This window comes from Pseudidiomarina planktonica (assembly GCF_900177775.1).
Lineage (GTDB): Bacteria > Pseudomonadota > Gammaproteobacteria > Enterobacterales > Alteromonadaceae > Pseudidiomarina > Pseudidiomarina planktonica.
Window position 1 is genome coordinate 1,355,098 of the sequence record NZ_FXWH01000001.1, and the last position, 23,230, is coordinate 1,378,327.

The 23,230-nt window shown below is 48.7% G+C and carries 22 protein-coding genes; 5 read left to right on the forward strand and 17 right to left on the reverse strand.

Features of this window, described 5'->3' with window-relative positions; translation table 11 throughout:
• Positions 1 to 17 precede the first annotated feature (17 nt).
• Positions 18 to 827 (reverse strand): posphoenolpyruvate synthetase regulatory kinase/phosphorylase PpsR, encoded by an 810-nt coding sequence (gene ppsR / locus CCE91_RS06415; protein ID WP_086434387.1) that lies wholly within the window; start codon positions 825 to 827, stop codon positions 18 to 20.
• A 121-nt stretch (positions 828 to 948) separates the two neighbouring features.
• Here ppsR and ppsA point away from each other — a divergent pair, with 121 nt between their 5' ends.
• Both ppsA and ydiJ read left to right on the forward strand, forming a co-directional pair.
• Entirely contained in the window at positions 949 to 3,339 is a 2,391-nt protein-coding gene (gene ppsA / locus CCE91_RS06420) for a phosphoenolpyruvate synthase (RefSeq protein ID WP_086434861.1), read from the forward strand.
• 22 nt (positions 3,340 to 3,361) lie between these two features.
• Complete coding sequence (gene ydiJ / locus CCE91_RS06425; RefSeq protein ID WP_407681277.1) at positions 3,362 to 6,424, forward strand: D-2-hydroxyglutarate dehydrogenase YdiJ; 3,063 nt, start codon at positions 3,362 to 3,364, stop codon at positions 6,422 to 6,424.
• Here the strand turns inward: ydiJ and CCE91_RS06430 are convergent.
• The gene (locus tag CCE91_RS06430) at positions 6,417 to 7,460 is read right to left on the reverse strand and encodes a Glu/Leu/Phe/Val dehydrogenase dimerization domain-containing protein (RefSeq protein ID WP_086434388.1); all 1,044 of its coding nucleotides are present in this window, start codon (positions 7,458 to 7,460) and stop codon (positions 6,417 to 6,419) included. The two genes, ydiJ and CCE91_RS06430, sit on opposite strands and share 8 nt — an antisense overlap.
• Before the next feature lie 204 nt (positions 7,461 to 7,664).
• On the opposite strand from CCE91_RS06430, the gene CCE91_RS06435 reads away from it, so the two are divergent.
• Positions 7,665 to 8,099 (forward strand): DUF4826 family protein, encoded by a 435-nt coding sequence (locus tag CCE91_RS06435; RefSeq protein WP_086434389.1) that lies wholly within the window; start codon positions 7,665 to 7,667, stop codon positions 8,097 to 8,099.
• 35 nt (positions 8,100 to 8,134) lie between these two features.
• Here the strand turns inward: CCE91_RS06435 and CCE91_RS06440 are convergent, their stop codons facing one another.
• The 5 genes from CCE91_RS06440 to CCE91_RS06460 are packed head-to-tail and all read right to left on the reverse strand — an operon-like array spanning position 8,135 to position 13,082.
• Entirely contained in the window at positions 8,135 to 9,283 is a 1,149-nt protein-coding gene (locus tag CCE91_RS06440; protein ID WP_086434390.1) for a cupin domain-containing protein, read from the reverse strand.
• Positions 9,283 to 10,653: an adenylosuccinate lyase gene (gene purB, locus CCE91_RS06445; protein WP_086434863.1), complete on the reverse strand. Its 1,371-nt coding sequence runs from the start codon at positions 10,651 to 10,653 to the stop codon at positions 9,283 to 9,285. The genes CCE91_RS06440 and purB overlap by 1 nt, the downstream gene beginning before the upstream one ends.
• A 7-nt stretch (positions 10,654 to 10,660) precedes the next feature.
• Positions 10,661 to 11,299: a high frequency lysogenization protein HflD gene (gene hflD / locus CCE91_RS06450; protein ID WP_157984129.1), complete on the reverse strand. Its 639-nt coding sequence runs from the start codon at positions 11,297 to 11,299 to the stop codon at positions 10,661 to 10,663.
• The gene (gene mnmA / locus CCE91_RS06455; protein ID WP_086434864.1) at positions 11,296 to 12,414 is read right to left on the reverse strand and encodes a tRNA 2-thiouridine(34) synthase MnmA; all 1,119 of its coding nucleotides are present in this window, start codon (positions 12,412 to 12,414) and stop codon (positions 11,296 to 11,298) included. The genes hflD and mnmA overlap by 4 nt, the downstream gene beginning before the upstream one ends.
• 35 nt (positions 12,415 to 12,449) lie before the next feature.
• Positions 12,450 to 13,082, reverse strand: a complete 633-nt coding sequence (locus CCE91_RS06460; protein WP_086434392.1) for a pseudouridine synthase — start codon at positions 13,080 to 13,082, stop codon at positions 12,450 to 12,452.
• A 136-nt stretch (positions 13,083 to 13,218) separates the two neighbouring features.
• On the opposite strand from CCE91_RS06460, the gene CCE91_RS06465 reads away from it, so the two are divergent.
• Both CCE91_RS06465 and CCE91_RS06470 read left to right on the forward strand, forming a co-directional pair.
• The gene (locus CCE91_RS06465) at positions 13,219 to 14,016 is read left to right on the forward strand and encodes a hypothetical protein (RefSeq protein WP_086434393.1); all 798 of its coding nucleotides are present in this window, start codon (positions 13,219 to 13,221) and stop codon (positions 14,014 to 14,016) included.
• A complete protein-coding gene (locus tag CCE91_RS06470) occupies positions 14,016 to 14,837 on the forward strand; it encodes a glucosaminidase domain-containing protein (protein WP_086434394.1) in 822 nt (273 codons plus the stop codon). Before CCE91_RS06465 ends, CCE91_RS06470 begins: the two co-directional genes overlap by 1 nt.
• Here the strand turns inward: CCE91_RS06470 and ttcA are convergent.
• The 10 genes from ttcA to ccoO form a co-directional block, all read right to left on the reverse strand.
• Positions 14,824 to 15,783, reverse strand: coding sequence for a tRNA 2-thiocytidine(32) synthetase TtcA (gene ttcA / locus CCE91_RS06475; protein WP_086434395.1), 960 nt, complete (start codon positions 15,781 to 15,783; stop codon positions 14,824 to 14,826). The two genes, CCE91_RS06470 and ttcA, sit on opposite strands and share 14 nt — an antisense overlap.
• 42 nt (positions 15,784 to 15,825) lie before the next feature.
• The gene (uspE, locus tag CCE91_RS06480) at positions 15,826 to 16,767 is read right to left on the reverse strand and encodes a universal stress protein UspE (RefSeq protein WP_086434396.1); all 942 of its coding nucleotides are present in this window, start codon (positions 16,765 to 16,767) and stop codon (positions 15,826 to 15,828) included.
• A 96-nt stretch (positions 16,768 to 16,863) separates the two neighbouring features.
• Positions 16,864 to 17,607, reverse strand: a complete 744-nt coding sequence (gene fnr, locus CCE91_RS06485) for a fumarate/nitrate reduction transcriptional regulator Fnr (protein WP_198677976.1) — start codon at positions 17,605 to 17,607, stop codon at positions 16,864 to 16,866.
• Positions 17,604 to 18,260, reverse strand: a complete 657-nt coding sequence (locus CCE91_RS06490; protein ID WP_086434397.1) for a sulfite exporter TauE/SafE family protein — start codon at positions 18,258 to 18,260, stop codon at positions 17,604 to 17,606. Before CCE91_RS06490 ends, fnr begins: the two co-directional genes overlap by 4 nt.
• Positions 18,247 to 18,444 (reverse strand): cbb3-type cytochrome oxidase assembly protein CcoS, encoded by a 198-nt coding sequence (gene ccoS / locus CCE91_RS06495; RefSeq protein ID WP_086434398.1) that lies wholly within the window; start codon positions 18,442 to 18,444, stop codon positions 18,247 to 18,249. Before ccoS ends, CCE91_RS06490 begins: the two co-directional genes overlap by 14 nt.
• Positions 18,441 to 20,858 (reverse strand): heavy metal translocating P-type ATPase, encoded by a 2,418-nt coding sequence (locus tag CCE91_RS06500; RefSeq protein WP_086434399.1) that lies wholly within the window; start codon positions 20,856 to 20,858, stop codon positions 18,441 to 18,443. Before CCE91_RS06500 ends, ccoS begins: the two co-directional genes overlap by 4 nt.
• A 12-nt stretch (positions 20,859 to 20,870) precedes the next feature.
• A complete protein-coding gene (locus CCE91_RS06505; RefSeq protein WP_086434400.1) occupies positions 20,871 to 21,368 on the reverse strand; it encodes a FixH family protein in 498 nt (165 codons plus the stop codon).
• A gap of 69 nt (positions 21,369 to 21,437) precedes the next feature.
• Complete coding sequence (gene ccoP / locus CCE91_RS06510; RefSeq protein WP_086434401.1) at positions 21,438 to 22,400, reverse strand: cytochrome-c oxidase, cbb3-type subunit III; 963 nt, start codon at positions 22,398 to 22,400, stop codon at positions 21,438 to 21,440.
• A complete protein-coding gene (locus CCE91_RS06515) occupies positions 22,393 to 22,587 on the reverse strand; it encodes a cbb3-type cytochrome oxidase subunit 3 (RefSeq protein WP_086434402.1) in 195 nt (64 codons plus the stop codon). The genes ccoP and CCE91_RS06515 overlap by 8 nt, the downstream gene beginning before the upstream one ends.
• Positions 22,588 to 22,601: 14 nt before the next feature.
• Positions 22,602 to 23,222 (reverse strand): cytochrome-c oxidase, cbb3-type subunit II, encoded by a 621-nt coding sequence (gene ccoO / locus CCE91_RS06520; RefSeq protein WP_086434403.1) that lies wholly within the window; start codon positions 23,220 to 23,222, stop codon positions 22,602 to 22,604.
• Positions 23,223 to 23,230: the final 8 nt, after the last annotated feature.

Genomic DNA, 23,230 nt, shown 5'->3' on the forward strand with positions numbered 1-23,230 from the left:
TTTTGGCATAGCAGAGATTAAAATCGATGCCGTTCCAGATTGGTTTCTGCCAGAATTTTCGCGGCTATTTCTTCCACTGAAAAGCGCGTGGAATCAATAAAAGGAATGGCTTCGCGCCGATACAAATTCTCGACTTGCTGCAATTCAAACCGGCACTGTGCCATTGACGCATAGCGGCTGCCTTCGCGGCGCTTACTGCGGATGTGGTGCAAACGGTCGGCGTCCAAAGTTAAGCCGAATAGTTTGTGACGATAACTTTTAAGACTTTCCGGAAGCTTCAGTTGCTCCATGTTGTCGTCTTCAGTAAAGGGGTAGTTGGCTGCTTTTATGCCGTATTGCAGTGCTAAATACAGGCTGGTTGGGGTTTTCCCAGTACGGGATACTCCTACCAGAATCAAATCTGCTTCTTCGTAGTTACTTAAATTGCTGCCGTCGTCGTTTGCCAGCGCGTAGTTAATGGCATCAATACGAAAATCATAGTCATTATGAATACCGTGAGTACGATGGGTTTTCGGTTGCGCCGCGCAATCAAGCTCGGCGGCCACTGGCGCAATAAAATGGTCCAGGAAATCGTAGCTGACAGCGTTTGCCGAGGTCACTATGCCTTTTATCTCAGTGTTAACAAAGGTATGAAATATCAGCGGTTTATGGCCTGTTTCCTGATACACCTGATTAATACGCTGGCAAGCCTGTTGGGCTTTTTGTTCAGAATCTACAAAGGCTAATGTAACTGGTTTAATTTTCACCGGAAACATAGATAACAGGGCGTTACCAAATGCTTCAGCGGTTAAGGCTGTACCGTCTGAAATAAAAAAAGCGGATCGCATGGCAATTTCTCTCAAGGTTTACTGAATCGAATGTTAACTTGTGTGGGCAGTCCGTGTAAAATAAAGCACTTCTTCTGGTCCTATGACCTTCATGCAAGCCAATCTTCACGAGGATTTTATCGTGCAACAATACGTACTTTGGTATGACGAACTGGGAATGAACGACGTTAACCGCGTTGGTGGTAAAAATGCGTCCCTGGGCGAAATGATCAGTAACTTAGCCGGAGCTGGCGTTACAGTTCCAAACGGTTTCGCAACCACTGCCGATGCCTTTAATGAGTTTCTTGACCAAAGCGGTGTCAACGCCAAGATATACGCGTTGCTCGATGATCTGAATGTAGACGACGTGAAAGCGCTTGCTGAAGCTGGCAAAAAGATTCGCCAGTGGATTATAGATACCCCGTTTCAGCCAGAACTTGACCGCGCTATTCACGAAGCCTATGCCAAACTAAGCAATAATAACGACGAAGTTAGCTTTGCCGTGCGTAGCTCAGCAACAGCTGAAGATATGCCGGATGCTTCGTTCGCCGGTCAGCAGGAAACCTTCCTGAACGTGCGTGGCATTGACGCCATTATGGAAGCCATTAAACACGTATTTGCGTCGTTGTTTAACGACCGCGCTATTTCATACCGGGTGCATCAGGGCTATGACCACCGCGGTGTAGCACTGTCGGCTGGTATTCAGCGCATGGTGCGTAGCGATATCGCTTCATCGGGCGTGTTGTTTACTATTGATACTGAATCAGGTTTCGACCAGGTGGTATTTATTACCTCGTCTTTTGGTTTAGGCGAAATGGTGGTGCAGGGCGCGGTGAATCCAGACGAATTCTACGTGCACAAGCCAACCCTAAAAGCAGGCAAGCCGGCTATTTTACGCCGTAACCTGGGCAGCAAGCTGATTCAGATGGTTTATTCCGATGACAGCAGCCACGGCAAGCAAGTGGTGATTGAAGACGTTGAGCCGGCTACCAGCAAGCAGTTCTCGGTAACCGACGCCGAAGTTGAAGACTTAGCGCGTCAGGCGCTGATTATTGAACAGCATTATGGCCGTCCAATGGATATTGAGTGGGCGAAAGATGGCATTGACGGCAAGCTTTATATTGTTCAGGCACGTCCTGAAACGGTGCAATCAAACCGCCAGGGCCAGGGTCTTGAGCGCTATGCTCTGCAACAAAGCAGCACTACCATTGCCACCGGCCGGGCCATTGGCCAACGTATTGGCGCCGGTGTGGCGCGGGTACTGAACGATATTTCTGAAATGGATAAAGTGCAGCCGGGCGACGTATTAGTTACCGACATGACGGATCCTGACTGGGAACCTATTATGAAGCGCGCGGCAGCCATAGTTACGAATCGCGGTGGCCGCACCTGTCACGCCGCTATTATTGCGCGCGAACTCGGTATTCCGGCTGTGGTCGGTTGTGGCAACGCTACTGACTTAATCAGTAACGGACAGGCGGTGACTGTGTCCTGTGCCGAGGGTGACACCGGCTTTATCTATGAAGGTGAGCTGGAGTTTGATGTTACTACGTCAGACGTAGGCGCTATGCCAGATTTGCCACTGAAGATTATGATGAACGTGGGCAACCCGGATCGGGCCTTTGATTTTGCCCAGTTGCCACACGCAGGTGTTGGTCTGGCGCGACTGGAGTTCATCATCAATCGCATGATTGGCGTGCATCCAAAAGCCTTGCTGAACTTTGACCAGCAAAGCGACGAGTTAAAAGCTCAAATCAGCGACATGATGGCCGGCTATGAAAGCCCGCGTGAATATTACGTAGCCAAGCTCACCGAAGGCATTGCTACGCTAGGTGCTGCGTTTGCGCCAGAGCGCGTGATTGTGCGCATGTCTGATTTTAAATCCAATGAGTACGCCAACTTGGTGGGTGGCCGTCAATATGAGCCACATGAAGAAAACCCAATGCTTGGTTTCCGCGGTGCCTCACGCTATATCTCGGAAGACTTCCGCGATTGTTTTGCCCTTGAGTGCGAGGCCATTAAGCGCGTACGCAACCAAATGGGCCTTACCAACGTAGAAATAATGATTCCTTTTGTGCGCACGCTCGAAGAAGGTCGCAAAGTTATCGAGCTACTGGCTGCTGAAGGCTTGCGTCAGGGCGAAAATGGCTTACGGGTGATCATGATGTGCGAATTGCCATCGAACGCTTTGTTGGCTGAACAGTTCCTGGATATTTTTGACGGTTTCTCGATTGGTTCCAACGACTTAACTCAGTTAACACTGGGGCTGGATCGCGACTCGGGCGTTATTGCACACCTATTTGATGAGCGTAATGAAGCAGTGAAAGCTATGCTGTCTATGGCTATTCAGGCGGCTCGCAAAAAAGGTAAATACGTAGGTATTTGTGGTCAGGGGCCATCAGATCATCCTGACTTTGCGGCCTGGTTAGTAGAGCAGGGCATTGATTCTGTATCACTAAACCCTGATACCGTGCTGGAAACCTGGATTTACTTAGGCGAGCAGCTAGGTAAAGAATCAGCGAAACAGGCGTAAATTCAAGCAATAGGGAACCAATGTGACTGCAACCACAGCTTCGCAAGTATTACCACGGCACCACACGCTTGCTGCGCTGCAGCAGGTGTATCAGGATTATTTGCAGGCCTTGCAGGAAAGTGCGTTTCAGGGTGACATTGACAGCAGTTACGGTGCCCGGCTTATTGCGGGCACCGATAACAGCGTTTATCAAACCTTACCCCAAGCTATTATTTACCCGAAAACGGAACAAGATTTACAGGAGGCGATGAAAATTGCCTCCGCAGCAACCTTTCAGGAAATTTCCTTTAGTCCGCGCGGCGGTGGTACTGGCACCAATGGTCAGTCACTTACCCAGGGTATTGTGGTGGACTTAAGTCGTTACTTTACCGAAGTACTTGAAATAAACGCAGAAGAGGGCTGGGCCCGGGTACAAACCGGCGTGGTGAAAGACCGCCTGAACGATGCGCTGGCACCATATGGCTGGTTTTTCTCACCCGATCTTTCTACCAGCAACCGAGCCACCATTGGCGGCATGATTAATACCGATGCCTCGGGTCAAGGATCGCTGGTTTATGGCAAAACCAGTGACCATATTGCCAGCCTGAACACAGTGCTGTTAAACGGTGAATTGCTCAGCACCAGTAAAGTGCCTAAACAAGAAGCCGAAACCATAGCTTCTGAAGACACCACTATTGGTAGAATTTATCGGCAGGTTATTGATAGCTGTGTGCAGCAACGTCAGGCTATTGAAGCTAAATTCCCGCCATTAAACCGGTTTTTAACCGGTTACGACTTAAAGCATGCGTACGAGCCAAGCGATGATACTGTGGATGTATCGCGTCTGCTGGCTGGCTCAGAGGGCACCTTAGGCTTTATTACCGAAGCCAAGTTAACGTTAACTCGCATTCCGCGCCATAAAGTACTAGTAAACGTAAAATACAACGACTTTCAGTCGGCGCTGGAGCACGCTCCATTCTTAGTCAAAGCCCGCGCTACCTCAGTTGAAACCATTGATAGTTCAGTGCTTAACCTGGCGCGTAATGACATTATCTGGGAGTCAGTGGCACCGCACTTAAGCGATGTTGACGGACAAACCATGAACGGCATCAACATGGTTGAATTCACGGCCGTAGACGCGAGTGAGATTGAAGATAAAGTTGATAAACTAAGCGACATGCTGGACCAGTTTATTGCCGAGAACCCGGCGGCGGGCGTGATTGGTTATCAGGTGTGCCGCGAGCAAGCCAGTATTAAAACCATTTACGCTATGCGTAAAAAAGCGGTGGGCCTGTTGGGGGCCACCAAAGGATCGCGCAAGCCCGTTGCCTTTGCGGAAGACACCGCAGTGCCTCCAGAGAAGCTGGCGGCATTTATTACTGAGTTCAGACAGTTGCTCGATGACCACGAACTGCATTACGGCATGTTTGGTCATGTTGACGCGGGCGTATTGCACGTTCGCCCTGCGCTTGATTTGAAAAATCCTGACGACGAAGTTTTATTGCGTAAAATTAGTGATCAGGTAGCTGCACTAACAGCCAAGTATGGCGGTTTAATGTGGGGCGAGCACGGTAAAGGGTATCGATCTGAGTACGCTCCGGCATTCTTTGGGGAAGGGTTGTTTAATGAACTGCGCAAAATCAAAGCCTGTTTTGATCCGCACAATCGTCTGAATCCGGGTAAAATTTGTACACCGGCTAACCGCAACGACAGTTTAGTGTCGGTTGATGCCACCAAACGTGGCAGTTTCGATCGGCAAATACCAGTGCAAGTGCAGGCCGAGTTTCAGCAGGCCATGGACTGCAATGGTAACGGTTTGTGCTTTAACTACGACACCAGTTCAGCCATGTGCCCGTCATTTAAAATGTCGGCCGAACGGCGTTATTCGCCGAAAGGTCGGGCAGGGCTTATTCGTGAATGGCTGCGCCTGAATGAGCAAACCGGGTACGACTCTGGCGTGTTGCCCTATGCGCGCGCGAAGTCAGTTGGTTGGTTTAAAAAAATCGGCAACAGTTGGTCTGCTAAACCTGATTTTAACCATGAAGTAAAAAAATCTATGGACAAGTGTCTGGCGTGTAAAGCCTGCGCCAGTCAGTGTCCAGTGAAAGTAGATGTACCTTCGTTTAGGGCTAAATTCCTGGCGCATTATCACAGTCGCTATGCGCGCCCGCTGAAAGACTACTTTGTTAAAACGGTAGAGCAAACAGCGCCGCTGATGGCCAAAGCTCCTCGTTTGAGTAATGCCGTAAGCCATAATGCATTAAGCCAGTGGTTGTTGCGTAAGCTGATTGGTTATGTGGACGCGCCCGAGCAATCAGTACCCAGCCTCACCCAGCGCTTTGGTGAGCGGAACTGGCCGGTGTACACACCAAAACAATTACTGGCATTGAGCGATGACGAGCAGGAAGGTTGTGTAGTTATTGTGCAGGATGCTTTCACCAGCTTTTACGAAGCTAACTTAGTGGAAGATTTCGCCGAGTTGGTATCACGGCTGGGCTTTAAGCCGGTGTTACTAAGCTTTATCGGCAACGGCAAAGCGCAGCATGTGAAAGGGTTTCTGGAAGAGTTTACCAAAACCGCCACCACTGTTGCGGGCCAGCTGGCTAAGCTACAACAACAGGGCTTTCCTATGGTCGGTTTGGATGCCTCTACCGTGTTGTGTTTCCGCGACGAATACCGGCAATTTGCAACCAGTCATGCAACCGACTTTGAAGTGCTGACTGTGGATGAATGGTTGGTAAAGGCGATGCCGGAGGTTGCGTTGGGCAACCATGATAACGCGCCCTTCATTTTACTGTCGCACTGTACTGAGAAAACGGCGTTACCAAGCTCGGCGAACCGGTGGCAACAGGTGTTTGAACGCGCAGGTATTAATCTGCAGCCGGTGGCTGTGGGTTGTTGTGGTATGGCCGGAACCTTTGGCCATGAATTAGAGAATAAGGTCGACAGCCTGCATTTGTACGATTTAAGCTGGCGTGAAGTTATTGCTGATTATGGTACGGAGCGGGTTCTTGCGACGGGCTTTTCGTGTCGTTCGCAAGTGAAGCGGATAGAACAACAGCGGGTGAAACACCCGCTGCAGATACTGGCAGACAAGCTTATTTAGCTTGTTTTGCCTTGGCAATAACTTCCCGCGCTAATTCGTCGGCAATAATACCGGTCGGGCGGTTTTCGTTGGTAGAGCGTTGGAAGATAGTTTCCAGCGTGTTATAGATGTTTAATACACGCTCACGAGCGTCTTCCTGAGTCATGTTTGACGCTTCCTGACACACGTGAATAACACCACCGGCATTAATAACGTAGTCCGGCGCATACAAAATGCCCATATCGTGAACAATTTGATCGTGCTCTTTCGAAGCTAACTGGTTGTTCGCACTACCAGCAATGATTTTGGCTTTAATCAGTTTTAAGGTGTCATCATTAATAGTCGCGCCCAGTGCACAAGGTGCATACACGTCTACGTCTAAACCATAAATGTCATCTAAGCCAACCACGGTAGCGCCAAGCTCTTTGGCCGCACGTGCCGTTGCTTCGTCGTTAATATCGCAAACAAACAGCTCAGCGCCATCTTTTGCCGCATATTCAGCAAAGTCATAACCGACAGCGCCTAAGCCTTGAATCGCGATTTTGATTCCCTGCAGATTTTCTTTGCCCAGCTTATGCTTCACTGCGGCTTGAACACCTAAGAAAGTACCCAGGGCAGTATGCGGAGAAGGGTCACCAGCTTTGGCTTCGGTACCAGCAACAAACTGAGTTTCTTCATTCACAATAGCAATGTCGCTGGTGCGAATGTTCACGTCTTCAGCCGTAATATAACGACCACTTAAAGAATTGACGAAACGGCCATAGGCACGGAACAGCTCAGGCGTTTTGATTTTTTTCGCATCACCAATAATGACCGCTTTACCGCCACCTAAAGGTAGGCCGGCCAGAGCGCTTTTGTAAGTCATGCCACGCGACAATCGCAATACATCGGTTAAGGCTTCTGCTGAGGACGCATAGTTCCACAAGCGAGTGCCACCCAGAGAAGGGCCCATAGTGGTATCATGAATCGCAATAATTGCTTTTAAACCGCTTTCTTTATCATGGCAGAAGACAACCTGTTCATGCTGGTCAAATTCTTTATGCTCGAATAGAGACATGGGTAGAGATTCCTCATTTGCTCTGAAAAAATTTGCGCGAACATTATCATTCGATTGCGTATTTCGCTAGTGAATAGCGGAAATAAAAACCTGCATTAGTGACTCAAATTGCAAGCATTGTTTACAGCTGTTTTACTTTCTTCCACGCCCTGAAAACGCTATGATTACCCATTAAAACTCGTATTCAAAAAGAGTAGAGAACGAATGACAACTGAAGCACAACAACAACTAACGCCTGAGCAGAATTCCGAGTGGGTTCGCGAACGTTTTCAGGCAGGTAATAAGTATTTGGCCGAGCAGGGTATTTTAACCAAACGGGTATTGGTAAAAGACTCGCGCTACGTGGCACCTTTGGTGGCCATGTGGAAATTTGAAGCTAATGATGGCAAGCACTGGTGGGTTGTTACCGGTGATTTACCAACCGATCATGTGAGCGGTAAAGCAGCGAAAGATGCGCGTGAGGCTATGCGTCACTTTGCCTTAAGCTGGCAAATGCGCGCAGAATCAATTTTTCAGGATAAAAATGCAGCCAATGATGCAACGCAACAAGCCTTTGCACATCGGTTAGTGAATCGTAGCGAAGGGTTATACGATATTTCCAACGATGAAAAACTGTGGCAAACCGACCCGAACGTTTAAGCCGCTGCTAAACCATGATGGTTGAAGAAAGCAGCTTAGCTTTCTTCAACATCATCGGCGTCTACGCTAAAGAACCAGGCACCCGAATTCACTAACTGGGCCACCAGTTTAGCGTGCTCTGTGATCCTCAAGTCCAAATCAGCTGCCGGCACGTCTTCCTGGGTAGCCGCTAATTTAGCCACTAAACCAGCTGCAGATGCAGCGTCTTCCAAACGCTCACCATTTACATAAGCGTCACCGTGTTCAGTTACCAACAAGCGGGCTCCCGGGGTACGGCAAAACCAAACATCGTCGGTAGCCATCACCTGCACTTGCTCTGGCTCTAAATCCAGTTCAGGTTGTGGCAATGGACGTTTGCTCATAGACAATACCCGCAATAGCGCATTATCGAATGCCGCTGGATCGGATTGTTGTTGCAGAAAGTCTTTAATCGCACTTAGCTGCGTGTTCGACACTCGCCAACTGTCACCATAACTTTCGGCAACAGGATCCTGATAGCGACTGCCAGCTTGATCCGCATCTAACAACATATCCGCCACTGCTGCTTGTAACTCAGTTTGCGCCGGGGCACGAAAACCTATCGAGAAATTCAGACTTGGCGTTAAGGCTTCACCATGATGGGGGCAACCGGCAGGTATATACAGCATATCGCCGGCTTCTAAAACTTCATCAATAACCGGCGTAAACGGCTGCGCTAGTTGTTGTAGATCGGGGTGAGGGCGGTGCTGCTGAAGTTCGGCTCTATTGCCAACCTGCCAGCGCCGCTGGCCACTGCCCTGAATAATGAACACGTCGTACTGATCTAAATGCGGACCAACACTGCCGCCAGGAACAGCAAAACTAACCATAACGTCATCCACACGCCAGTCCGGTAGAAACCTAAACTGTGTAAGCAACTGCTGAACCTGTGGCCACCACTCGTTTACCGACTGCACTAATAGCGTCCAGTCTTCTTCACCGTAGGCTTCATAGTCTTCGAACGGACCATGTTCTACTGACCAGCTTCCGGTGGCGCGATCCAGTGTAACCACGCGCGCATCCACACCTTCTTCCATGGCTAACCCAGCTAACAGTTCAGCTTCAATCGGGTCTTCAAAGTCAGGCCAGGCTTGTCGAAACAAGCGCGGCTGACGCTGCCAGTCGTCGCGCAGAAATGCCGCGCTGGTAAAGTTCTGCAACTGCATTAGTTTAACTCGTCAACAAAGGCCGCAGCGCGGCCAATGTAGGTAGCCGGCGTTAATTGCTTAAGCTCCGCTTTCACGCTGTCTGGTAGCTCCAATTTGTCGATAAATACCGCCAGAGCTTCCTGATTCACTCGCTTACCACGGGTTAACTCTTTCAGCTTTTCATAAGGCTGTTCAATATTGTAACGGCGCATCACGGTTTGAATTGGCTCGGCCAACAGCTCCCAGTTAGAATCTAACTCAGCACGCAGGCTGGCTTCATTCACTTCCAGTTTGCTAATACCTTTTAAGCTGGCTTGATAAGCAATCAATGAGTAGGCAAAACCAACACCAATGTTACGCAATACGGTAGAGTCGGTTAAGTCACGCTGCCAGCGCGAAATCGGCAGCTTGGCGGCCAGGTGACCAAAAATAGCATTGGCGATACCCAGGTTGCCTTCCGAGTTTTCAAAATCAATCGGGTTTACTTTATGCGGCATGGTAGACGAGCCAACTTCACCAGCAATAGTGCGCTGCTTAAAGTGATTCAGGGCAATGTAGCCCCATAAATCGCGGTCAAAATCGATAACAATAGTATTGAAGCGAGCAACCGCATCAAACAGCTCAGCCACGTAATCGTGCGGCTCAATTTGCGTAGTGTACGGGTTTAACGTTAAGCCCAGTGAACCCACAAAGTCTTGCGCCTGCTGATGCCAGTCAATATTCGGGTAGGCAGCCAGGTGCGCATTGTAGTTGCCTACGGCGCCGTTCATTTTGCCTAATACTTCAACCTGCTGAATTTGCTTCAATTGACGCTGTAAGCGAACTACCACATTGGCAAACTCTTTACCCATAGTAGTAGGGGTTGCGGGCTGGCCGTGCGTACGCGCCATCATAGGAACTTCTTTTAAGGCTTTGGCCTGCGCTTTAATCGCATCAATCAGCTCCTGCATCATAGGAACTACCACTTCATCGCGGGCATTGCTAAGCATTAAGCCGTGCGACAAGTTGTTAATGTCTTCTGACGTACAAGCGAAGTGAATAAACTCACTAATAGCGGCTAATTCTTTGTGACCAGCAACTTTCTCTTTCAGAAAGTATTCAACGGCTTTCACATCGTGATTGGTGGTGCGTTCGATTTCTTTTACGCGTTCACCGTCGGTTTCACTGAAGTCGGTAATAATAGCGTTTAAGAAGGTATCGGCTTCAGCAGATAAGGCCGGTACTTCGGTAATTTGTGCGCAGGCAGCAAGTTGCTGCAGCCAACGTACTTCAACGGTTACCCGGTACTTAATTAAGCCATACTCGCTAAAGTAGGGGCGTAATGCGGCGGCTTTACTGCCATAACGGCCATCAACAGGGGATAGTGCGGTAAGCGCAGATAATTCCATCATAGGTTTAAGTCTCCGAGGACGCCGCCGGCGCCATTAGCAATTGTTTGGTTGCATCAACCATACGGTTACGGGAAAGAAGAAAGTGACGTCGCTTGCCGCCCACGGCGCGCCATAAACAGGCACTGCGGATGGCAGCTAATAATAACGCGCGAATTTGATTTTGAACGTGACGGCGCTGTAAATGATCCGGGTTGCCGCTAATACGAATAGGTTTACTGAGCGGGCTAATGATATCGCTGTAGGCGCTGGCCATACTGCCCACAATTGTATCGTTATCGAAGGCGAAAGTGTCGCGCTGACGCTGAATTTGCTGTAAGCGCTCGGCCAGTTTAGCAACAGCTTCAGGGCGGGATTCATAACGGCGAGCCAAGGCGATTATAGACACCATATAGCGGGTGACTTCGGTGCTTTTATTGGTACTGGCACCAATTTGCTCTAATAGTACCCGCAATCCCCAGGCAACCTTGGTACGGGATCCGTACACAGCTTCGGTGTTCGGTGCTTCCATAGCCAATACGCTTTCGTACAAAATATCTGCGGTTTCGTTATCTCGCAGGGAACCTTCGCGGGCTAATTGCTGCACTGCGGCAACGGCTTGTGCCAGTCCGGCCAGGGCCAGCGTACGTTGTTGCCACTCGTTCACAGCAATACCTCATGTTCACTAATACGTTGTTCGATAATGCCACCACCTAAACACTGCTCGTTCAGGTAAAACACTGCGGATTGACCTGGTGTAACAGCCGCTACCGGATTATCAAACTCAACTTGTAACTGGCCATTGTCTAACGGCTTAATCCGACAGGCGATATCTTGCTGACGATAGCGCGTTTTCACGGTGCACTGCAGCTCAGTTTTAGGTCCTGCTCGATCAATCCAGTCCAGTTGGCCAGCAATCAAACCTTTGGAATATAAGCGTGGGTGGGATTTCCCCTGGGCAACAATTAAGGTGTTACGCGGTACGTCTTTATCTACCACATACCAGGGTTCGTCGCTGGCTTCGGCTAAACCACCTATATGTAAGCCTTTGCGCTGACCTAAGGTGTGATACATCAAGCCTTCGTGTTCACCAATTACCGAACCGTCGACCGTTTCGATAGGGCCGGGCTGTGCCGGTAAATAAGTTTGCAGAAAATCTTTGAATTTGCGCTCACCGATAAAACAGATACCAGTGGAGTCTTTTTTACCCGCTGTTACCAGATTTTGCTCTTCGGCAATACGGCGAACTTCCGGTTTCTCAATATCGCCAACCGGGAACAGGGTTTTAGCGACTTGCTCGTGGCTAATGGCATACAGGAAGTAGCTTTGATCTTTGTTGTCGTCCAGCCCGCGTAGCAACTGGAACTGACCGTCCTGCGCACGGCGGCGCACGTAGTGGCCGGTGGCAATGTAGTCAGCGCCCAGAACTTCGGTCGCAAACTCTAAGAAGGCTTTGAATTTGATTTCTTTGTTGCACATGATGTCGGGGTTTGGCGTTCTACCGGCCCGATATTCGGCCAGAAAGTGCTCGAACACGTTGTCCCAGTACTCAGCAGCAAAGTTGACGGTGTGCAAAGGAATACCCAAAGTGGCGCACACTTGTTCGGCATCGGCCAAATCATCAGCGGCAGCGCAGTATTCATCGTTATCGTCTTCTTCCCAGTTCTTCATGAACAAGCCTTCCACCTGGTAGCCTTGCTGCATCAGTAAATAGGCAGACACCGAGGAGTCGACACCACCTGACATGCCGACAATTACTTTTATGGAAGAGTTGCTCATCAATACACCTTCAGCTGACGAATTTTGCGGGCGCGATATTACCACACCGGAGGCACTTCGCGCCACTCGCCAGGCTGTAAACCCTGTAATTGCCATGGCCCTATGGCGGCACGAATTAAGCGCAGAGTAGGGTGCCCAACCTGAGCCGTCATCCGGCGCACCTGACGATTCCGACCTTCTTGTATAGTCAGGCATAACCAGGTGTCAGGAACACTTTTACGTTCACGTACGGGCGGGTTACGTGGCCACAGGTTGGTTGGCTCAGGCATAATAAAAGCCTGCGCCGGGCGGGTCATGCCATCGTTTAATTCAACGCCTTGCTGCAGAGTTTGAATAGCGGCCGCATCTGGTTCGCCTTCCACTTGCACCCAATAAATTTTCTTCATTTTATGGCGAGGATCGGTAATTTTTGCCTGCAGGCTGCCGTCGTTGGTGAGCAGCAACAAGCCCTCACTGTCTTTATCCAGGCGCCCAGCTGGGTAAATATCATTGTAAGGAACAGTACCTTTTAAGGTCACATCGTCGGGCTCGCCGGAAAATTGCGTGAGCATGCCGTAGGGTTTATTAAATATCACCAATTTAGGGTTGGCTGGTTTAGGCCGGCGATTCGCATGCCGCTGGCGGGATGCGCGCCGTGGCTTGGTAGTTGCAGCTCGGTTGGCTTCAGTCATAGTTAGTCCCTAGGTGAAATCAGAGTTATTTTGGTTTGCTAAAGAAAATGAATCCTCTAACATAGACGCCTTTATAGTAGGCGTAACGACAAGGCCTGTATTATTTTCCCCAGATAGTAACGGAAGCACAAGACGAATGCCGAAACCATTACCAAATTCAACGCCCAAAATTACTGAAGTCGGTTCGAAAGAACAATTACAGAAGGTATTAACCGGGGACTATGAACTGCCTGTGCAGGAAGCCATTAAAACGGCTTTCCGTTTATCGTTGCGCAGTATACATCCGCTACTACCCGCGGCACTAATGATTTTGGCCGTGGCATTTTTGGTGGTGTCGCTTGCGGGCAGCTGGTTTGGCCCGTTAATGGTAGACGACACTTACACCTCTGCATTCTTCTATACCGCCTGGGCGCTGCGAATACTGTTAGCGCCGTTGGTTGGTGGTTTAATTTGGTTAGGGATAAAGCTAGCAGGTGGGCAACAAGCCAAAGTGAAAGATATGTTTGATGCCTTGCCACGAGCCTTACCGCTGATGTTATTGGCAACTATAACCACCACTATTGGGATTGTGATTGGAAGCCTGTTAAAAGGCTTTCCTATGGCTGCGGTGTTGGTTGAAATGGTTATCAGCGTATTTACCATTGCTGCCGTGCCATTGCTGTTAACCTACAAAATATCAGTACTCAATGCGCTGTACTACTCGGTATTGCTGGTGAAACACCAGTTTTTCAAATTCTTTATGCTGTATGTGGTTGTTTTCGCGTTTATTTTTATATCGTTGTTAACACTCGGGATAGGATTTATAATTACAGTGCCGTTTATTTTTATACTTCATGGCGTTGTTTACAGTTATTTATTTGGTCTACTTCGGGTAAATAGCGGTACTAATAGCAATGATCAACAGCCGCCTGATAGTAACGACTGGAGTGCCTGATGACTCGATTTTTACTTGGTTTTGCCTCTGCTGTGGTGTTAATAGGTGCTTTAACTTTACCTTGGTGGACCAGCAATGATTCCGTTGCAATAGATACTATGTCTCCAAGTGTTAACGTACCTCAAGTTGAGATTAAAACTGAGGTTCCTGACTTTACCGAAATACAGGACACCCGCCAGCGTAAGCAATCGTTTTTCGAGTTTTTAATGCCTGCCGTGATTGCAGAAAATGCTCGAATTGAAGCGCAACGCGCTCGTTTAATGGCTCTGGCCGGTCAAATTGATAGTGGCGAAACGTTAAATTCAGCTGAGCAACGAGCGTTCGTGCAACTTGCCGATGAGTATGACGTTGATTTAGAGGAAAACTCGCAAAAAGATGCGTTGCAGCTGTTAAAACGTCGGGTAGATACTATTCCGGAGGCAATGATTCTGGTGCAGGCCGCGAACGAGTCGGGTTGGGGTAGCTCTCGTTTTGCTACCGAAGGCCTAAACTTCTTTGGCCAATGGTGTTTCCGCAAAGGCTGTGGTTTAGTTCCGTCAGGTCGTGATGAAGATGGTCGCCATGAAGTGGCGAAATTTGACTCGGTGAATGCCTCGGTGCGTAGCTACTTACGTAACATTAATACACACCCTGCATATCTTGAGCTACGTCAAATCCGTGAACAACACCGCCGCAATGGTGAAAAGGCGACCTCAACGGATTTAACCCAGGGGCTGATTTCTTACTCAGAGCGCCGCGAAGAATACATTGAAGAACTCAATGCCATGATTCGTGTGAACCGTTCACTTATTCGCGAAGTTAGCGCTATTAGCCTAAATTAACGACCTTTATGCTGCCAGTAACACCATGCTGACGCACCGGATTCTCATTTTCCGTTGTTACAGCATGGTTTAACTCGGGTTGATCAAAACCGATATCGCCATTGGCATCGGCCACACCTGTTGCCTGCACCGCTTTAAAGTTAAACAGTTGATTATCAGCCAGGTGTGACGGCACGACGTTTTGCACCGCACTAAACATACTCTCCAGCCGGCCCGGAAACTGCTTGTCCCATTGCTGAAACATCTCTTTAATAACTTTACGCTGCAGGTTTTCCTGCGAACCGCACAAGTTACAGGGAATAATAGGGAAGGCCTTTTTGTCAGAATAACTCTGAATGTCTTTTTCACGCACATAAGCCAGCGGACGAATCACCACGTGCTCACCATTGTCGCTCACCAACTTAGGTGGCATAGACTTCAGCTTACCGCCATAAAACATGTTTAAAAACAAGGTCTCCAACATGTCATCACGATGATGCCCCAGCGCTATTTTGGTGGCTCCAAGTTCATTCGCTACCCGGTACAGGATACCGCGACGCAAGCGAGAACAAAGCGCACAGGTGGTTTTGCCTTCAGGCACTTTGTCTTTAACAATACTGTAGGTATCTTCTTCGATAATACGGAAGTCTACGCCTAAATCCGTTAAATATGCTGGTAAAACATGCTCTGGGAAGCCTGGTTGCTTCTGATCCAGATTCACCGCAATAATATCGAATTTGATGGGTGCAACACCTTGTAAATACAGCAACACGTCGAGCATGGTGTAGCTGTCTTTGCCACCAGACAAACACACCATGACACGATCGCCGTCTTCAATCATATTGAAGTCACCAATTGCTTTACCGACATCCCGGCGGATACGCTTTTGCAATTTATTGAAGGCGTGATTGGCGGTTGGTCGCGCTGAAGGCCGTTCAACGCTGCTGTTGCTGGTTACTGTGCTCATGTAATGCGCTCATTTATTCGGGAGATTAAAAAAACGGCGCAATTATACCTGAACTGGTGATTTAAATCCTGCAGGTTTTACGGCTAAAACATCGCATTGAAGTTGGTCCAGCACATGTTCGGCGGTATTGCCCAACAGCGCAGCAGACAAACCACTGCGGCCGATGGTACCGAGCACCACCAATTCCGCATCTAGTTTACGCGCCAATTCCGGCACCACTTGCTCGGGCAGGCCTTCAACGACATGGGTTTGTTCACCCGGGATTTGATGTTTTGCGGCCAGTTCGGCCAGCGCTTGTTCATGATTAGTTTTCACCGAATCACTGTAATCAGTAACGTCAAACTCAGGGATCTCCATGGCTACCGTCATCGGCGCCGGCGGGAAACTATTTACCAAATGAACTTGAGCATTCACTTGTGCAGCAAGCTCGCAGGCACTGGTTATAATTCTTTCATTCAACGACACGTGATCGTCGTCGGTGGCACCAGCGTGCACTGCCGCAATGATTTTTCCTTGTTGCTGCCAGGCATGATCTTTCACCATTAACACCTGACAGGGAGCTTTGCGCAACAAATGCCAATCGGTGGGAGTGAAAATCAAATTTTGAAACCCTTCGTGCTGGCGGGTACCTTTTACAATGAGGTCAAATGGCTTTTGTATGGCAGTTTTAATAATGGCTTCAAAAGGGCGGTTATGCCACATCACTTCAATATCTATATTCACACCTGAATACTTAGTGTTGGCTTGCATATCGTCAATGATATCGATAATCCATGCTTTTCGATCGGCAATAAGACTGGAGCGCATAGATTCGCGTTCATCGGCAGCTAACATGGTCGTCATTTCGTAGGCAAAATCATAAATAGACAGAAATACGGTTACTTCTGCTGAAAGCTGGCGGGCCAGATACAGAGCTCTGCTCAGAGCCTTTTGTTCCTGCTGGTGAGGGTCCAGAACCACTAATATTTGCTTGGCTGTCGACATGGTCTTCTCCCACAGTGATGCGCCATCAAATGGATGATCGCATTGATGATTAAAGTGTAGCCAAGCAACTTATAAAAAGAAAATTCTATTGTTGATCTAAGTCAACTTACAGGGGCTGTCGCGGTTTTGTTGAGCCAGTGCAGCAAGTTTTGCGGCATCCAGGATATGAATAAATTTACCATCAATATCTATAAGCGCATCATTTTGTAATCGATTCATAAGGCGACTCACGGTTTCTACAGTCAACCCCAGATAATTACCAATCTCAGCGCGGGTCATGCTCAACCGAAACTGACGTGCCGATAAGCCGCGCTCGCCAAACCGGTTCGCTAAAGTGGCGATAAATGTCGCGACGCGTTGTTCCGCACTCTTGTTATTAATCACATTGTGAAGCCGTTTATCCGCGGTTATTTCGGCACTCATTAAACGCATCATTTGTTGGCGTAAAGCCGGTATCTGAACACCCAGGTCATCCAAGATAGTATATGGAATTTTGCACACCATGGAGGTTTCCAGAGCGTCCGCATAAGTTTGGTGCTGTTGTTCATGAATGGCATCAAAACCAATGAGGTCGCCAGGCAAATGAAAGCCGGTGATTTGCTCTTCACCATCCTGATTGATGGTAAAAGATTTAAACGAACCGCTGCGCACTGCAAACAGGCACTGCAGCTTGTCGGCAGCAGAGAATAACCGATCGCGTTTATGTAGTGGCTTGTGCCGCTCTATAATGTCATCTAATTTGGACAGCGAGTCTGAATCAAGCGAATAGGGCAGGCATAACTGGCTCAGACTACAGTTCTGGCAGGAAATATTTTGCGCGGATAACCCTTTGCTGGTCATATCAATCCTTGTCTTACAAGTATTATTGCCGTCCATAACCCATAACCAATGAACAGCAGCCCCATGGCTTTACGGAAACCTTTAGAGCGTATAATACTACTTAGTGTACGGCTGAACAGACCAAAAATAAACATGGCTGGCAAGGTGCCTATCCCGAATAGCAGCATAACTATCGCACCACCGGTTGGGGTGCCTTGCAGAGCAGCCCAGCTTAAAGCGCTGTAAACCAAACCGCAGGGCAGCCAGCCCCACACCATGCCCGCACCTAGCAGCGACCAACTATCCGGCCGCTGACGTAATCGCACTGCCAGTGGTTGCAGGCGTCGCCACAGGGGTAAGCCAAGCCGTTCCAGCTTGTTAAGCCCCAGCCACCAGCCACCAAAATAAAGCCCCAACGCAATTAGAAACAGAGCTGCAAGCGCGCGCAGCCACAGCAGGTAATCAGGGGAAATAGCACTTAAGGCGACACTGGCGGAGCCAATAAGCAGGCCGGCGATTGCATATGACGTAATACGGCCAAGATTATAAATAAACAGCTGAAACTTAGTGATATTATCGCCAAAAGCGGCCGCTAACCCGCCACACATGGCCATACAATGACCAGCTCCGGCTAATCCCATAAGTAGTGCTGTGAAAGCATCAATGCTTGTCATTTCGGCTACTTGGTTGGTTTTTTTCAGGCGATTTTAACTTAGCGTCATCGTCATCCAGCAACACGTTCATGCCCTGACGTTCCAGATCTTCGAACTGATTGCTGCGAACCGCCCAGAAGAAAATTGCCACGGCTAGAATAACAAATAAGCCCGCGATAGGTATTAACAAGTAAATAATGCTCATAGTTTATACAGCCTAAGCGAATTCCCCAGCACCAGCAAGGAACTAACCGACATACCAATAGCTGCGATGTAAGGAGTGACAAAGCCAGCCATGGCTACTGGCAGAATAGACAGATTATACACTAATGCCCAGGTCACATTTTGCCGCATAATTTGGCGACAGCGAATACCTGTCCCCAGCACTAGCGCTACGTGCTCAAGCTTGCCACTCAAACTAATGGTATCGGCGCTGGCTTTGGCTAAATCCGCCGCGGCAGCAAAGCTCATGGATACATCGGCTTGGGCCAGCACCGGGCCATCGTTAATACCGTCGCCAACCATCATCACCGGCTGTTCATTTTGTAGCAGTTTTAATTGGGCTAGCTTGTCAGCCGGCGAGCGCTTGGCATAAACCTCATCAACACCTAACTCTGTAGCTACCCGCTGGGCGCGTTCGGCACTATCTCCGGTTAACATCACCAGGCGATACTCTTTTGCTTTCAATGCCTGCAAGGTGGCTTTTGCGTCTTCTCGCAGCGCATCCTGAACTTCAAATTCGGCTAACACCTGAGTGTTATCGCAAAGAAATACATTACTGCCAGTGTTGTTGGGTTGAAACTCACAATGCCACTGCTGCACAAAAGCTAAAGAACCTAACCGATAATTGATGCCGGCGGCGGTCGTTGCCGCCAAACCTTGTCCGGCAATATGATCAATTTGCGCTATGGGTGTGGCTTCACCTAAGTTTTGTAACGGTGCCGCCAGCGGGTGCTCAGAGTAACTTTCTATGCTTGCCACTACATTATTCACCGCACTTTGGTTCTGACTATAGTAGTGATATTTTTGCAGCTCAAAGTTGCCGGTGGTAAGCGTACCGGTTTTGTCAAAAATAATGGTTTTAATTTGATGCAGATTTTCCAGAATATCGCCGTTACGAACTAATACCGAGTGCTTATTCAACCTATGTATAGCCCCGGTAACTGCGGTCGGAGCAGCCAGCGATAAAGCACAAGGGCAGGTCGCAACCAGTACTGCCAGAGTTACCCAAAAGGCTTTGGTCGGGTCTATCCAGGTCCAGATAAAGAAGGTTAGGGCGGCAACAATGAGCAATCGCCACACAAATACACTGGCAATTTTATCAGCCATTAGCGCCAGTTTAGGTTTGCTTGCCAGTGCTGAATCCTGCAATGCCACAATACCTGCTAGCACAGTGTCGTGTTGGGTGGCGGTAACCTTTAACCGTACCGATTGTGACTGATTCACGCTACCGGCCAGCATAGCGTCACCTGGTTGCTTAATTACCGGGCGGCTTTCACCGGTCATTAAACTCTCGTTTACCTGCGCCTGACTGGATAACAGCTCACCATCAACGGGCAGGGTGGCACCCGGCTTAACCCTAATAATATCGCCCGGTTGTAGTTGTTGAACCAATACCTGTTCGGTACTTTGGTCGAGTTCACGTTCAGCAATAGCCGGGAGCAACTTAACCAGGTTTGCGGCAACGCTCACGGCGCGTTGTTTCGCCAGTAATTCTATGTAACGCCCCGCTAACAAAAACAAGGTAAACATAGATACCGACTCAAAGTAGACTTCGCCCTGGGCCGTAAGAGTCGCATAAGCACTGGCGCTATAGGCACCCAGCAAGGCGATACTGACCGGCACGTCCATATTGGGTCGACTGGCCTGAATGCTGCGCAGAGCGCTTATATAGAACGGCTGTGCGCTGTATAAAATAACCGGTGTAGCGAAAGCTAAACTGACCCACCATAGGAACAGTCGCATATCACTGGCTAAATCACTTACGGCACCAAAATACAAAGCCACGGCAATCATCATCACTTGCATAGTGGCAAGGCCTGCTACCCCCAGGCGCTTCAAATATTGTTTGCGCTTCCGGGCAAAATCTTGCTCGGCCATATCCTGCTGAAAGGGCAACGCCTTATAACCGATACCATGAATAGCTTTCAGCAATTGACTTAAGCGCGCTTGCTCAGGGTTCCAGCGAATTTGTACTCGCTCGGTGGTGGCATTCACGCCTACCTGCAGCACCCCGCTACAGCGCATTACTTCGCGCTCAATCAACCAGGCGCAGGCCGCACAAGTCATGCCGTCTACGGATAAGGTTATTTGTCGGCTGCTACCACTATCTAGCTGCTGAACAAAGCGTTGCTGGAGCTCGTCATTGTCATAAGCTTCCAGAGCTTGCAACTCGGCCGGCACCAATTCAACGCTGGTGGGATTGGAAATATCACGAAACTGGTAAAAATGGGTAAGTCCATGAGCCGCTATAGTACCGGCCACAGCCTGGCAGCCATGGCAACACACTTCACGCGATTTCCCGGCCACTTCAACTTCAATGAAGGTGTCGGCTGGAATAGGCTGAAGGCAATGAAAACAAAGCCCGGCTGGAATAGTGGGAAATGAATCTGAGCTCATTGCCGCTTAGCCCTATACACCGTAAGTTTGCGGTTTAAGTATGATAGGCTCTTGCGTTGGTAGCAGTATGCTTTGACTTAAACGCCAACTGTTGTCGAATGGACGAATAGTAATAGTCCACTTACCGCTGCTGATGTCGGGTAATTCTCCGCGGAATACACCATTCGCATTGGCCGTTAATTGCACTTCCAGGTCTCGCTCGGCCAAAGTGCTATGGTAAAAGCTTACCCGCAATGCCGTTAACGCTTCAGGTTCCCCAGAGTTAAATCGTAATGAAAACTGCTGATCTTGCTGGGTTAACTCAAAACTAATGCCAAGATCCTGTGCAGCGACAACCTTAGACACCTCAGCATTAATAGCACGGCCTTTTTTATAATATTCATCAACAACCATTGGCGTGCCACCATACTGGCTGGCAATGGTTAACGTAATAGCCATAGCAATAATTACCGAGAAGGGAATACTGATTAGTACCCAAGGCCATACTTGCTTATACCAAGGTTTTACCATTAACTCATACTTCCTTAACTGCCAAGGCGGTTATTAAAAGAAACCCCGCAACAGCGGGGCTTCGTTTCGTTACTCTTCTTCGGATTCGTTGGAAAGGCTATAAACGTAAGCGCTGATAATATGTATCTTATCCTCACCCAGAATATCTTTCCAAGCAGGCATTACACCGAAACGGCCTTCGCGTAAGGTTTCCTCAACCGCAGCCTGCGAGCCACCATATAACCAAATGTTATCAGTTAAGTTTGGTGCACCCAGACTTTGATTACCTTTACCATCCTGACCATGACAGGCAGCACAAACCGCAAAGTTTTGCTCACCAGCTTTGGCCATTTCAGTATCTACTTTACGTCCACTTAAACTCAGCACGTAAGTAGCCAGTTCGGAGATTTGTTGCTCGTTAAACTGCTCATTCCAGCTCGGCATGTTGCCGCGGCGGCCTTCCAATAACGATACTTTAATATCTTCCGGACTACCGCCATATAACCAGTCGTCATCCGTTAAATTAGGGAAACCTTTGCCGCCCATTGCATTAGAGCCATGGCATTGTGCACAGTTCTGCAAATATAGGCGCTGTCCGATTTTTAACGCTTGTTCATCTTTAATTAGATCTTTAATTGGCTGCTGAGCAAAGGCTTGGAAAATGGGTCCAAACTCTTCCTGAGCACGACGAATTTCCCGGTCATACTGAACGATGTCACCATCTTCACGAGCCGCTTGAACCGCTTGTTGTGACTCTTCCAACGAGCGTACTTGCTGATTCGAACTACTCCAACCCAATAGCCCTTTAAAGTTACCTAGGCCAGGGTAGAGTGCTAAGTAAACAAAGGCCCAGGCCAGACACACCCAAAACAGGTAAGTCCACCAGGTTGGTAGTGGGTTGTTGATTTCAACTATACCGTCGAAATCATGATCCATTTCCTCGCCTTCAGGGACGTCAGTGTAGTTGGACATATTCCAGCGTAACAGCCAGATTAAGCCGATCAGGGTGCCCAATGTCAGCACTATAATCCATGCACTCCAGAAGCTACTCATGGTTCTTAGACTCCTGCTTTTTGCTGTTTACTGACGAATCTTGCTCGTCAAAAATTGAGTTGGCTGCTTCATCGAATTGCTTCTTCCGGCGTTTACTGCCAAAAGCCCACCAAACGACACCAATAAACAGCACAAACACTAAAACGGTATATACACCGCGCCAGGTTCCGTAATCTAAACCAAACATTGCAAGCCCACCTGTTACTCGGCCCGCTGCAAAGCGGTTCCTAGTGATTGAAGATATGCAATCAGGGCTTCCATTTCAGTTTTGCCCTGTACGGCTTCTTTTGCACCAGCAATATCTTCATCGGTATACGGCACACCAAAAGAACGGAATACCTGCATTTTCTTGGCGGTTAATTCGCCGTCAAGCGTGTTTTCGTCCAGCCATGGGTAGGCTGGCATATTTGATTCCGGCACGACATCACGCGGATTCATTAAATGTACATAATGCCATTCGTCACTGTACCGTTGACCAACCCGAGCTAGATCCGGACCTGTACGTTTTGAACCCCATAAAAATGGATGTTCCCACACGTGCTCGCCGGCTAGTGAATAATGACCGTAGCGCTCGGTTTCATGACGGAATGGGCGAATCATCTGGCTATGGCAGTTATTACAACCTTCACGGATGTATATGTCACGGCCTTCAAGCTCTAATGCTGAGTATGGCTGTAGACCCACCACAGGTTCATTGGTTTGCTTCTGATAAAGCAGCGGCGTGATTTCAACCAAACCACCGATCGCAATAGCGATAATCATCAGAATTGATAACCAACCAACGTGCTTCTCGACAAATTCGTGTTTCAATTTCTTACTCATCTGGACGA